Annotated in this window: 7 protein-coding genes; all 7 read right to left on the reverse strand. The window is 39.5% G+C overall.

The features are described 5' to 3' along the window. Window positions 1–6: 6 nt before the first annotated feature. Window positions 7–1,272 (reverse strand): bifunctional tetrahydrofolate synthase/dihydrofolate synthase, encoded by a 1,266-nt coding sequence (gene folC / locus MTP24_RS11155; RefSeq protein ID WP_243531217.1) that lies wholly within the window; start codon window positions 1,270–1,272, stop codon window positions 7–9. Between the two features lie 24 nt (window positions 1,273–1,296). Then, on the reverse strand, window positions 1,297–2,172 hold the full coding sequence (gene accD, locus MTP24_RS11160; RefSeq protein ID WP_243531218.1) for an acetyl-CoA carboxylase, carboxyltransferase subunit beta: 876 nt from the start codon (window positions 2,170–2,172) through the stop codon (window positions 1,297–1,299). A gap of 150 nt (window positions 2,173–2,322) precedes the next feature. After that, complete coding sequence (truA, locus tag MTP24_RS11165) at window positions 2,323–3,117, reverse strand: tRNA pseudouridine(38-40) synthase TruA (protein WP_243531220.1); 795 nt, start codon at window positions 3,115–3,117, stop codon at window positions 2,323–2,325. 155 nt (window positions 3,118–3,272) lie between these two features. After that, complete coding sequence (locus MTP24_RS11170; protein WP_243531223.1) at window positions 3,273–8,942, reverse strand: FimV/HubP family polar landmark protein; 5,670 nt, start codon at window positions 8,940–8,942, stop codon at window positions 3,273–3,275. A 349-nt stretch (window positions 8,943–9,291) separates the two neighbouring features. Further along, a complete protein-coding gene (locus tag MTP24_RS11175) occupies window positions 9,292–10,308 on the reverse strand; it encodes an aspartate-semialdehyde dehydrogenase (RefSeq protein WP_006793896.1) in 1,017 nt (338 codons plus the stop codon). Between the two features lie 45 nt (window positions 10,309–10,353). After that, entirely contained in the window at window positions 10,354–11,475 is a 1,122-nt protein-coding gene (locus MTP24_RS11180) for a 4-phosphoerythronate dehydrogenase (RefSeq protein ID WP_243531224.1), read from the reverse strand. A 152-nt stretch (window positions 11,476–11,627) separates the two neighbouring features. Continuing rightward, a complete protein-coding gene (locus tag MTP24_RS11185; RefSeq protein WP_138527414.1) occupies window positions 11,628–13,850 on the reverse strand; it encodes a TonB-dependent receptor in 2,223 nt (740 codons plus the stop codon). Window positions 13,851–14,266 lie beyond the last annotated feature (416 nt).

Consider the following 14,266-nt stretch of genomic DNA (forward strand, 5'->3'; position numbering starts at 1 on the left):
TCCTCTCTATTTTTTAAAATAATTAATAGCATCTGCTACTGTAAAAAATGAACCAAATACAATTAAAATAACATTGTCTTGCTGCTTAGGTAAAATAACACTCAGTGCTCGCTCAACGCTTTCAAAGCTTTGTACCTTGTCGTGAGTAGATACGCTTTGTAGGGCTTCTTTTAGGTTATTAGCACTATCACCACGAGGGCCACCTAAGCTAGCAAGAAACCAATCATCAACAAGATGGGTTAGCTCTTTGAGCACCGCTGCTTTATCTTTATCAGCAAGCATAGCGGCTAATGCGTGAACTTTAAAGCATTTATCTTTGTAGCTTAATAACTTATTGGCTAAATAGCGAGCTGATTCTGGATTGTGAGCGACGTCTGTAAATACCAATGGCTCTGTGCTTAATTGTTCAAAACGCCCTTCCACCACCAAGTTAGCTAAGCAATTTTTTATTACATCAACATTGGGTAATAAATTTAAAACGCTTAGCACTGTTAGAGCAGTCGCTGCATTTTGCGCGGGTATTGCAGGCTTATTGAGTGTCAGGTTATGTTTTTCAAACTGCCAATTAAACGTTTTGTCGTGCTCTTTAAAAATAAAGTCAGTGCCTGATAATGTCATATTGGCACTAATCTCGTTACCGTAATCAATCATTGTATGCGGGATACTTAAGTCCCCAATGATAGCGGGGGTATCTTTGCGGAATATACCTGCTTTATCGTACGCCACCAGCTCTCGGGTATCGCCAAGGTATTCTTTGTGGTCTAAATCGATGGTTGTAATCACACTTGCGTATGGCGTTACTATATTTGTTGCATCAAAACGCCCGCCTAAGCCAACTTCTAATAATACATAATCTACTTCAAAGCGCTTAAAAATAGCCAGTGCCCCCAACGTACCGTACTCAAAATACGTAAGCGGTGTGCGACCCCGGCCTTGCTCTAGCATGTTGAAGGCATCAACATGGTATTGATCATCAAGCTCTTGACCATTTATGCGAACACGTTCGTTATATCGAATTAAATGAGGAGAGGCGTAAGTACCTACGCTGTAACCTTGCGCAAGTAGTAGCGACTCTAAGCAACGAGCGGTAGTCCCTTTGCCATTTGTGCCACCAATTAGAATTATTTTACTGGGAGTATTTAGTAAACCAATATTATTGGCAACATCTGCAACGCGCTCTAAGCCCATTGCAATGTTGGCTGGGTGAACACTTTCTAAATAAAAAAGCCAATCATCAAGGCTTGATGATTGGCTAGGGATTGTTTTTGTCATAGCATAAATCAGAAAAGCTTAAATTTACGCTACTCTATGCTCTTGTTCAGTAGAAGGCAAGTTCATAAATTTAGCAAGCACACGTGCTAACGTATCACGCATTTCACGGCGGTCAACAATCATGTCTATTGCACCGTGCTCTAGTAAAAACTCACTACGCTGAAAACCTTCTGGTAAGGTTTCGCGAACTGTTTGCTCAATTACTCGCGGGCCAGCAAAGCCAATTAAGGCTTTTGGTTCAGCAACGTTAATATCACCTAGCATTGCTAATGAAGCCGATACACCACCCATTGTTGGGTCGGTCATTACCGAAATAAATGGCAACCCTTTTTCGCTCATTTTAGCAAGTGCTGCACTGGTTTTGGCCATTTGCATAAGCGACATAAGTGCTTCTTGCATACGTGCACCACCTGAGGCAGAAAAGCACACTAATGGCATGTTGTGCTCTAAACATTGGTCTACGGCATCAACAAACCGTGCGCCAACAACCGAAGCCATTGAACCACCCATAAATGAGAATTCAAAAGCAACCGCAGCAACAGGAATGCCTTTTAAGCGGCCCTTCATTGCAACTAGCGCGTCTTTTTCGCCACTTGATTTTTGGGCTGCGCTAATACGGTCTGAGTATTTTTTAGAGTCTTTAAACCTTAATACATCTTTAGGCTCGTGCTCAGTACCAAGCTCCGTGCGGTCACCTTCATCTAAAAAGTGCTCTAAACGTTTACGGCCGCTCACACGCATGTGATGGTCGCATTTAGGACAGACGTTTAATGATTTTTCTAGTTCAGCTTTATATAAAATTGAATCGCAAGCTGTACATTTAGCCCAAACGCCTTCTGGAATTTCTTTACGACCTGACGACTTAGTCGTTTTAGGTAAGATTTTTTCTAACCAACTCATTTGCAACTCTCTTAATGCTGTTCTGTGTCGCGAGTCTGCTAATAAGTAGCAAACAGATTTTTTCAATTAAAACATGAATTACACAAACACGGTATAAAAAACTGGTCTTAGTAGTTAGAGGAAATTAAATTTAGCGATTAATAATTCTAACTAAATATCAACATCAGGTAAAAATAATGGCCCTAGTGGGGTTTTAGGAATATTAAACTGCTCTGGGTAATCAACATCGACTAAATACAAACCAGCGGCTTTAGCGGTTGCACTCGCTTTAGCACGCTCTTTTAAATCTAATAGCTCTTTTAACCATATAGGTTGGTGCTTGTGTAAGCCAATATCCATTAAACAACCGGTTATATTGCGCACCATATGATGCAAAAATGCATTCGCCTTAATATCAATTACAACGTAATCACCTTGGCGCTGAACAGATAAATGATGAATTGTACGTTTAGCGGTATTAGCTTGGCAGTGTAATGCTCTGAATGATGTAAAGTCATGCTCACCAATTAAATGCTGACACGCCTCTTGCATTACCTTTTCATCTAGCTTGTGATGGAAATGAGTAACACCCTCGTTCATAACAGCTCCACGGTATGGATAGTTATAAATAACGTAGCGATACCTTCTTGCGGTTGCACTAAAACGTGCATGAAAGTCTTCTGCAACAGGTTGAGCAAATCGAATAGCAATATCTTTAGGTAGCAAAGTGTTCATACCCATAGTAAACGCGACCATTTCACGAGATGCATTGGTTTCAAAATGAACAACTTGGCCTGTTCCATGCACTCCTGCGTCAGTTCGCCCTGCACACACAATTTCAACTGGGTGGTTACAGATACTCGACAGCGCCTTTTCTACTTCTTGTTGTACACTATTTACGTGCGATTGACGCTGCCAACCACTATAACGTGCGCCATTATATTCAACCCCAAGTGCTACTCGCATATTTATCGTTTTACCTACTGTACTAATTAACGGCGCATTTTATGCTATCTCGCGGCGCAATAAAAGCGACCGTGATGTAATCATATAAAAACAATAAAAAACCCATAATCAGCATCACCAATTATGGGTTTATCGTATTTAAATTAACACAAAAGCTATTGTTGTAATTTTGCTTGCAAACTAAGCGCTTCTTCTTGAACTTCTTCAGGTCCTTTTGCTATTACGTCTTCAATCACCTTAAGCGCGGAATCAAAGTCGTCGATTTCAATATAGGCACGTGCTAAGTCTAACTTAGCGGAGTAACCTCCACTCTCGGCATCAACGTCTGTTGGATTATCACCAGCAAGTAATGCATCAAACTCACTTAAACCTAAGTCTATATTTACGTCATTGTAAGGCTCATGCTCAAGTTCAGCATCGTCACTTTGCTCAAGTAATGAGTCAATATCTACAAAATCGTCTTCACCTAAAGGTTTTGCGTCTTCAGGGACTGGCTCTTTATGATTGAAGACTTCTTCATCAACTAAGTCTTCTTTCAATAAAGAATCAAAGTCAACATCAAACTCGCTGCTATCTTCTATAGCAAGTTCATCGGGAGCGGCTAACTCATTGAGCAATGAATCGAAATCGGTTTCACTTAAATCAGCCATAAATTCATCATCAAGTGCTTCATCTGATACAAGGTTAGTATCACCCTGAGAATCAACTTGAGTTAGTTCAGCTTCACGATCAACATTAGTTTGTTCATTTATTTCATCGTCCGATTCACTTATAAATGCTGGATTGTCTAGCCCAACGCTACTATCAGGCGCTAAATAGTCCGCATCAGCGTTATTCGACTCTGTGAGTAAATCATCAAGTGTGTCATCGTTTAAGTCGTTAAGATTGTCGAGCACACCATCTAGTTCATTAAATTCATCAATTAACAGGTCGTCATTAAAGTTAGTTCCCGCGCTGTCTATATCATCTTCAGCTGAATTTTGATTATCAGCTTCGTTGTCATTAAGCTCTGGATTTAACGCATCGTCACTGGTTATTTCACTATTATCTTCACCTGAACCTGAGAAATCAGCACCATTATCCGGTCTATTAGGAAGTAGCTCTTCAACTTCTTCTACCGAAACCGAATCATCGTTAACTTGAGCAATTGATCCCTCAACCTCGTCATTGATTTCAAGCTCAGCATCTAGTTCATCTAGTTCATCTAGTTCATCTAGTTCATCTAGTTCATCTAGTTCATCTAGTTCATCATCAACAGTTTGCTCGATGCCTAAATCAGATGATTCAAACTCTACGCTATTAGGTAAATCAGTGCTATCAGCGTCAACATCAGAAACTGGCACCTCATCTATTTCAACAGGTAAAGGATCAAGTTCTAAATCAACACCGGTTTCTGCTAAATCGTTTTGTGAATATTCAAGGTTTTCGTCTAAAATTTGGCTTTCATCAGAAGCTTCAGGCGCTGATACTTCAGTCTTGTCATTAGTTTCTAGCACTAACTCTGATTCATCAAACTCATTATCAATTAATGGTTCATTATCAAAGTCATCCTCTAGGCTATCTAAATCAAAATTTGATGAAAGTGCTTGCGATAGTTCTTGCTCTGTTTGGCTTGGTGATAATTCTCGTTCATGCTCACTGTCGACTTCCTGAGCAATCGCACTGCCGCCATCATCATCTAAATCTTGTTCAAATTCTTTAGTATCCGTTCTCTCAATGTCGTTTTGGGGCGTTTCTAAAACTTGCTCTTCAACGCCTTCGACACCCACAGAATCAAATTCTAAATCAGCGCCTAGTAATGAATCTTCGTCCGTATCCTCTGGGACTAAAACGTTGGCTTCTTCATTAATTTCAGGCTCTAAATTTGATTCATCGAACTCGCTATCAATTAATGGCTCATCATCAAAATCATCTTCTAAGCTATCTAAATCAATATTTGATGAGAGCGCTTGCGATAGTTCTTGCTCTGTTTGACTTGGTGATAGTTCTGGCTCTAGGCTTGCATCTAAAGTTTCATCAATTGTGGTATCACTAACAACTTCATCTAAATTTAATCCATCTAGCTCTTCGTCGTTATCAGTATCACCATCTGGCGTCTCTGAAACAAGCTCCTCAAAGTCTTCTGCATTGACAGAATCAAATTCTAAGTCGGCGTCTAACCCTGCTAAATCAACCTGTGAATCATCAAAGTCCTCTTGCGATAACAATGCTTCATCTGTAATTTCTGGTAGTGGTTCTTCACTTTCTGAATTAGTATCAAGTCCAGAATCTGACTGTTCAAACTCACTATCGATTAACGGCTCATCGTCAAAGTCATCTTCTAGGCTATTTAAATCAATACTTGATGAGAGCGCTTGTGATAATTCTTGCTCTGTTTGACTTGGTGATAGTTCTGAATCAAGTTCTTCATCAGCCAGCACCTCGATATCATTATCCGAAAAATCTGAAACCTCTTCTGCAAACTCTTCGTCATCATCTAATTCATTATGCCCTTCTTTTGTCGCGAATTCTTCAGCATCGCCTACCGCCAATAGCTCATTGTCATCAATTATTGGGACTTCATCAAAATCAGCAGTGGCATGGGGCTCATCATCAAGTTCCTCGTCAAAGTTACTCAAGTCTGCGCCCTTAGAAATAGAGTCAGCTAAATCTTTTTCTGTTTGACTAACAACATTTTCACCTTCATTGCTAGTAGATTCTTGCGTTTCAGCCCCTTGATCTTCAGCTATTTCTAACTCAGGGTAATCGTCTAACTCTTCACTAGGCGTTATTGATTCTGTTTCTAGTAATTCATCCTCAAGGGATAAATCAGAATCTGTGTCTTCTGCTAAGGGATCATCACCTAGATCAACTTCAACCTCTTCAATTTCATCGTCCAGATCATCAAGTGTCCAATCAGGGCTTTCTACGTATTCTGAGTCTTCTGGTTGTTGTAATTCATTTAAGAGTTCGTCTACACTTTGCAACGCATCATCGTTATATTCATCCAGTAAATCTTCTGGATCTAAAAGCGTGTCTGATGTGTCTGTAAAATCATCGGCCCCAAAGTCTTCAAGCACTTCATTAGGCTCTAGCTCTTCTTCAAGCTCTGGCTCTTCTTCAAGCTCGGGCTCCTCTAAAAGCTCAGGCTCTTCTGCAAGCTCTGGCTCCTCTTCAAGCTCTGGCTTTTCTTCAAGTTCTGGCTCTTCTGCAAGCTCTGGCTCTTCTTCAAGCTCTGGCTCTTCTGCAAGCTCTGGCTCTTCTTCAAGCTCTGGCTCTTCTTCAAGCTCAGGCTCTTCTGCAAGCTCTGGCTCCTCTACAAGCTCTGGCTCCTCTACAAGCTCTGGCTCTTCTTCAAGCTCAGGCTCTTCTTCAGACTCATTCTCCGATTCAGATTCAGATTCATCAATCAAAGCTGAAGCTAAAGATTCGACATCATCAACATTTAACTCTTCTTGTGCATCAGCTAAATCATCGACAGAACCGGCCAAAGCAGTATCAATGTCATCGTTTTCTTCGACTAACGACTCTGTTAGCGTTTCATTAGCTGAATCGTCATCTGCTTCATCAATTAAGCTGTCGATGTCATCCAAATCAAAGTCATCGCTTTCTTCTACTGAATTGTCTGTTAATGTTTCATTTGCTGAGCCGTCGTCCGCTTCATCAATTAAGCTGTCGATATCGTCCAAATCAAAGTCATCGCTTTCTTCAACTAACGACTCTGTTTGCGCTTCACTTACGGAATCTTCATCTGCTTCATCAATTAAGCTGTCGATATCGTCCAAATCAAAGTCATCGCTTTCTTCAACTAACGACTCTGTTTGCGCTTCATTTACGGAATCTTCATTTGCTTCATCAATTAAGCTGTCGATATCGTCCAAATCAAAGTCATCACTTTCTTCAACTATCGACTCTGTTGGCGTTTCATTATCTGAATCATCATTTGCTTCATCAATTAAGCTATCGATATCGTCCAAATCAAAGTCATCACTTTCTTCAACTATCGACTCTGTTGGCGTTTCATTATCTGAATCATCATTTGCTTCATCAATTAAGCTATCGATATCGTCCAAATCAAAGTCATCACCTTCTTCAACTAACGTATCCGTTGACGTTTCATTAGCTGAATCATCATTTGCTTCATCAATTAAGCTGTCGATATCGTCCAAATCAAAGTCATCACTTTCTTCAACTAACGACTCTGTTTGCGTTTCATTAGCTGAATCATCATTTGCTTCATCAATTAAGCTGTCGATATCATCTAAACCAAAGTCATCACCTTCTTCAACTAACGTATCCGTTGGCGTTTCATTAGCTGAATCATCATTTGCTTCATCAATTAAGCTGTCGATATCGTCTAAGTCAAAATCGTCACTTTCTTCAGAAGTTTTATCTGATGTGTCTACTGGTTCGGCACTCGTTTGATCAAGTAAATCATCTATATCAAAATCATCGGTCGCAAGCTCTTCGCTCAATGCTGCCATTTCATCGTTAGATTCTAAACTATCACTTTGTGGCTCTTTTTCTGCTGGTGAATCAAACTCAGGTAAGCTGTCATCTTCGTCGAATAGGCTATCTAAGTCATCATTACTTAAAATATCATCAGTGCCAGACGGTTCTTGGTCTAAATCTAAATCAATATCGTCCAAGCTATCATCAGCGCTGTCGTCAAACCCTTGTTGCGTGAAAATATCGACTTCATCGTCTTCGTCACTTTCATCATCAAAAACAATATCGTCGCTAAGAAGGCCTTCTAACTCGTCTTGATCAAGTAAGTTATCTGAATCATCAAGTTCGTCTGAGTCATCTTCTAATAAATCATCATCTGGAAGCATGTCACCTTCGAGGTGATCATCTAATTGAACGCTCAAGTCATCCAATGGATCTGGAATGATTGGGTCATCAAGTGGATCAGTTGCTAAGTCATTCTCATTAGAATAAGTTGGAGTTTGCGGTAAAAACTCATCATCTGCTTGAGGCTCTTCTTGATTGCCTTTTCTTTTGCGAAGAAACATAACAATTGCAAAGATAATCAATAATCCGGGAATGAACATTAACAGCCCCAGCACAATAGGGTTTGACAACAAGGCTAATAAGTCAAAACTGCTTTGAGGTTCAACCTCTTTAGCTTTTTGCTGGGCAATTATTTCATTTTGTTTAAGTATTAATTCCTTTAGCTGCAGCTGTATTTCACTATCTTGCCCTAATTGTTGGCGAACATTTTCGAGCTCTTTAGAAATTCCAGTCAGCTGTTTTTTAAGGTTATTATTCTCAACTAAAATCTCTTCAACATTTGTTACTGAACTTTTAAACTGTTGCTGTAACTCAACTAATTTATTAGTTTGGTCTGTTTTTATTTCTTTTATTTCTTTTTGTAACTCTTTTTTGGCGTCGTCTACATCAACTTTACGCGCTTGTGTAACCTGTGTTTGAGCTGATGTTATTTCAGTTTGTGTAAGTGTTCCGTTTTTTTTCTTTTCCCATAACTCGTCATCTTGCTCGGAACGCTGCCTAGCTAGTTGAGTATTCACTCGTCTAATTTCAGATAAAGTCGGTATTTTTAGATAAGCCCCACTTCGCATATGATTGAGGTTTTGATCTAAAAATGAGTTGGGGTTTTTGTTATACAAGGCCTGCATAACTTGATAAATACTTACAGAGTTATCTGGACGTACTTTTACAGCTATACGCCAAAGTGTATCGGTGGGTTTAATCGGACCAATAGACCGCCCTTGAGCACCATAGTCAACGCCTTTAGGCCCCTTTAATTGGGTACTATCTTGTGTATATACAGGCGTTACTACCAGTGCAGACGCTAATATTATAAGTATAGCCAAACCGCGCATGCTGATCCTTTAATGTCTAAATGTTACAAAGCACTCTTAAATAGGTGCGTAAACATTGATTACTCTTGCCTTATCAGTCTAATGACTGACTCACATTTGTTATTACAATCTATTTTTGTTGCAAGCTCTATTCCAATTACAAACTATAAACCACTTAGGGCACAATATCCATTGCAACACATTGAAAAGAAATGCCTTAACAACACATTTTTAATATTGATTTATTGAGTATTATCAGTAACTTTATTAAATATTATAAAAAACGGCAAAAAAGTGGCGCTCTATTTAAACAAAAAGCGGCAAACACATAGTGCTTACCGCTTTTAAAGAGTGCTTAACATTTAAAATGTTACATATAATTTTCTATTAACTCTTCAGCTATTTGAACACTATTAGTTGCAGCACCCTTGCGGGTATTATCACTAACAACCCACATATTTAAGCCATGAGGGTGTGAAATATCAGCGCGCAAACGGCCAACATATACAGTATCGTTGCCACTGGCATCGGAAACCGCTGTTGGATAATCACCTTCATCGTCAATTAGCTCAACGCCTGGAGCATCATTTAACAGCTGTTTAACGTGTTCGAAGTCGTATTGCATACGTGTTTCAATATTAATAGATTCAGAATGACCAAAAAACACAGGAACACGCACACACGTTGGGTTTATTGCGATTGTTGTATCACCTAATATTTTGTGCGTTTCGTTCACCATTTTCATTTCTTCGCGGGTATAGCCGTTATCTTCAAAGCTATCTATCTGCGGAATAACATTAAAGGCAATTTGCTTAGGAAATATTTCATTATCCATTGGGCGTGCATTCATCAAGTTAGCTGTTTGCTTTGCTAACTCATCAACGGCTTCTTTCCCTGCGCCTGATACCGCTTGGTAAGTTGATACATTTATTCGATCAATACCATACGCATCATAAATTGGTTTTAATGCCAACATCATTTGGATAGTCGAACAATTTGGGTTTGCAATAATATTACGATTTCTAAAGTCTGCAAGACTTGAGGCATTCACTTCTGGGACAACAAGGGGTATTTCAAAATCATTTCTAAAGTGCGAGGTGTTATCAATAACTATACAACCTGCATCGGCTGCAATTGGGGCATATTTTTCTGAGACGCTCCCACCGGCAGAAAACAATCCAATATGTGCTTGGCTAAAATCAAAGCCTTCAACGTCTTGTACTTCGATTGTCTCACCACGAAACTTAATGTCTTCACCTGCACTGCGGCTGCTCGCAAGCAAAAATAGCTGATCAACCGGAAATTTACGATCAGCTAAAGTTTCGATAATTTGACGCCCTACTAAACCAGTAGCACCAAGTACGGCAACGTTATATTTTTGCGACATATTTTTTCCTCTTTAAACGATATTAAAACACCGTTATATTAATAATTAGTTGGTTAGTGTAAAACCAAGTTGATCTAAGACAGCCAACTGCGAGCCATCACCTTTAACGGTTAAGGTGCTAAATTCTCTTCTTACAGGATAGTGTTTACGTAAACTATCAAAACCATCCGACTCTAGATGACGAAGTAAAATCCCATCATCCCTTCTTACATCGTAAATTGTGTGCACTAAACGTGCGATGTCTTGCTCTGTAAAACTCTCAGCAATAGCCACTTGCGTTATAGCTGGTACTGGCAAAAAATCGGTTAGAGATTTTGAAGCCTCAACGCCTTTAAGCTCACACAGTTTTTGGTAAAGCATTTGTGTGCCTCTGGCCTTGCCTTCAAGCGTGTGGCCTGCAATATGCACACTGGCATAGCGTACATGTGCAAGTAAGTCTGTTAAAATATTAGGTTCATTTTCCCACACATCAAGCACTAAATCTAAATCGGCCCCTGCTTCCATTAAATCCAGTAAAGCACTATTGTCAATAACATCCCCTCGGCTGGCATTAATTATCGTAGTACCCGGTTTTAAGGCGTTAAGCCTTACTTTGTCCATCATGTGAAGTGTTTTATGAGGCCCTTTTTTAATAAGTGGCACATGAAAAGTAACAATATCTGATTGTGCAAGTAACTCATCTAACTCTACATGTTCATCAAGTAAGCCTTGCTCATGCTTAAGAGGGTCGCATAGTAGTAATTTTACATTTAATGCTTTTAACTTTTTAGCCAAACAACTGCCAATACTCCCGACCCCTACTATGCCAATAGTTTGGCCTGTTAATGGGCGGGCATTTTCTTGGCTCAATGCAAATAAACTACTAATAACATATTCAGCAACAGCAACAGCATTACACCCTGGAGCACTTGTAAATGCGATGTTTTTGTCTTTCAAAAGATCTGTATCAATATGATCGATACCAATAGTCGCAGTACCAACAAAGCTTAATTTATTCGCTTTTGCTAATAGCTCACTAGTAACATTGGTAACAGATCGCGTGAGTAATACTTCTACGTCTATCAGTTGGTCAGGTTTTAAGTTACGCCCATCAAACCGCTCAACCTCACCAAAATCTGAAAAGTACTGCTCAACTAAAGGCATGTTTTGATCGGCAAGAATTTTCATCACAGAGTCCATTTGGCAATTAAGGGCGCTATTGTATCGAACAACCAGACCTTTGCACAAACTAAAAAGGCCGAATCAAAAACTGATCCGGCCTTTTGAGCTAAATAAAATATAATGCTTAAATTACATTCTATTTTTATGCAAACTTAAGTTTATAACTCAAAATCTTTTTTGAATTTTAAACCAAATTCACTTCGGTCATTACTTCTCATAACACCGACAAAGCCTGATTGTTGTAAACGACCTACATCGTATACTTCGTTCAGTACGTTTTCGCCATAAAGTGTTACTTCCATATCGCCATATGCGTTAGTGTAAGAAATATTAAAGCCAACTAGCTCACGCGAATCAATCGTTTCACTTTGGCTATATACTGACTGACCTTGCATTTCACTACGGTATGAATAATTAGCATTAAGTGCAACAGTCGCACCACTGTCTAAATCCATAAAGTATGATGGGGCAACCATTACAGTCCAGCGAGGTGTTAAAGCCGGTGAATCACCTTTACCAATGCCTTGAACGCCGGCATCAACCTCTGTAATTTCTGAATCTAGGTAACCTACCGCACTTCTTATTGTGAAGTCGTCAGTAATTGCAACGGTGGTTTCAAGTTCTATACCTTGCGCTTTTGATTGGCCCGCATTTTCAACAATAGTTACAAAACCACCACCCGCTGTTGGGTCTGAAAACGGAAGTGCTAAATCAGTGTAATCAGTAACAAATACCGCTAGCATCATAGATACGTTTTCGTGTACTTGGCCTTTTAAACCCATTTCGTAGTTTACGGCTTTAGTTTCGTCGAACGACACAAACTGATCAGGTCCACCAAATGGACGTGGTGGGAAGCCACCAGTTTGATAACCTTTTTGAATTTGACCATAAACGTTCATGTTGTTACTGATTTGGTAAGATGCATTAATATCCCACGTCACCGCGTCAAACTCTGCACTTACGTATTTACGTTCAGCAAATGTAGGGAAAATCGCATCGGCATCTTTCTCATCTTTTGAGTATCGAAGACCACCACCAATACTTAAATCATCTGTTAAATCGTAACTTGTATTAAAGTATACAGCGTATGAATTTGTTTCTTGGTTTATTTCAAAGTCACCATAGCCACCAAATGAAGGTGTAACACCATCGTTTAATAAACCATTAGGTGTGTTGAATGGGCTAAATACAAATGGACCAGAACGAGTGAAACCATCTTCATTAAAGAAGTAAAGGCCTGATACAAAGTCCATATTGTCGTAAGTCGCATTTAGTTGGATTTCAAACGAGTACTGGTCTGCACCACCCTCTTCTGGGAACTCAGATAAGTTAAGAGGTGACGCATCATCATCAAGTCCACCTTCGTATTCAGAAGTGCGGTAACTCGAAATAAATTTAGCCGTGTACGTATCATCAATTGCCCAATCAGCAGTAAATGACGTACCCCACCCTGAGTAAGACGTAGATTCAATACCAGCAACAGTAGTGCCTAGATCGTCAGGGTCTGATGGGATCATGTCCTGTGTTAATAGAGGAAAGTCACCATTAAATACATCATTTGCATCAAGCGGCTCAGTTAATTCAATAGTATAAGGCGATTGACCCGACTCGTTATCAACACCGTCAAGTGAAAAAGTAAACGCTAAATCGCTATTGGCCTGCCATTTAAGGGCTACGCGGCCACTAAACTCTTCTTCTTCACCAATTTCTTTTTCTGGATTCGCCAGGTTTACTGCTTCGCCAACGCCGTCACGTGTTTTGTATGACGCACTTGCTGACATACTTAACTCATCATTTAATGAGTTATTAAAGTACACATCGCCTGCAATACGGCCACGGCTACCTAACTTTGCAGACGTTGTTAAAATACCTTCATCGCCCGGCTGTTTTGTAATAACGTTTACTGCGCCACCTAACGTGTTACGGCCATAAAGAGTACCCTGTGGGCCGCGCAGTACTTCTACACGCTCAACATTAGGTAATGATAGGTTAGACCCCATTTGACGGCCTAAGTAAACACCATCAAGGTATACACCCACACCAGGGTCGGTTGTAATAATGTGATCTTGCAAACCAATACCACGGATAAATACCGAAGCATGTGCTGCGTTACCTACACCGTAACGTGTGATGTTTAGATTAGGGACGTATTTACCAATATCTTCAAGGTTACTCATATTGGCTTTATCAATTAAGTTAGCACCAATTGATGTGATAGCGGTTGGAGATTCAAACAAGCTCTCTGTACGTTTACGAGCTGTAACTTCGATTTTTTCAAACGCATCTTGTTTTGCAGTTGTTTTGGTTTCTTCAGCACTTACTGAGGTAGTCAGGGCAGCAACTATTGCTAGGCTTAACTGTGAGAGTTTGCGTAGTTTCAAAATATTCTCCAAAGGATACCGTAAATTGTTTATTATGCATTTACTGGTGCAACCAGTAAATTTTGGGCATAAAAAAAGATGCGTGGTAGCATCTTTCCTCTGGAAGGGCATTATATTACACAATTGTGAATTTATGTATTTATTTTTTGGTAAAAATGCAAATGTTCCTATAAAGGAAAGGTTAACACGTTGCAGCAATACTTACTTTTTACGCTATTACTGCATAAAACCTCACTCTACAAATATATGTTATCAAATTAAATTGGTTGCAACTTTTCTTAATATTTTTACTTAAAATCATAAACCTGCATTAAAAATATCAGGTATCCCTCTTCAAAAACCAATAGTAAAGTATTAATTTAATTAATTTTTACTACTAACTTGCTAAATTGATTAGATATAGCTCTATTTCACTT

Origin of the sequence: Pseudoalteromonas sp. APM04 (assembly GCF_022809815.1) — a bacterium.
GTDB classification, from domain to species: domain Bacteria; phylum Pseudomonadota; class Gammaproteobacteria; order Enterobacterales; family Alteromonadaceae; genus Pseudoalteromonas; species Pseudoalteromonas marina.

What these genes read in the sequence shown, in the direction of transcription:
- MTP24_RS11170 (WP_243531223.1), bottom strand. Translation starts at nt 8,942, where the DNA reads ATGCGCGGTTTGGCTATACTTATAATATTAGCGTCTGCACTGGTAGTA.
- folC (WP_243531217.1), bottom strand. Translation starts at nt 1,272, where the DNA reads ATGACAAAAACAATCCCTAGCCAATCATCAAGCCTTGATGATTGGCTT.
- MTP24_RS11175 (WP_006793896.1), bottom strand. Translation starts at nt 10,308, where the DNA reads ATGTCGCAAAAATATAACGTTGCCGTACTTGGTGCTACTGGTTTAGTA.
- accD (WP_243531218.1), bottom strand. Translation starts at nt 2,172, where the DNA reads ATGAGTTGGTTAGAAAAAATCTTACCTAAAACGACTAAGTCGTCAGGT.
- MTP24_RS11180 (WP_243531224.1), bottom strand. Translation starts at nt 11,475, where the DNA reads ATGAAAATTCTTGCCGATCAAAACATGCCTTTAGTTGAGCAGTACTTT.
- truA (WP_243531220.1), bottom strand. Translation starts at nt 3,117, where the DNA reads ATGCGAGTAGCACTTGGGGTTGAATATAATGGCGCACGTTATAGTGGT.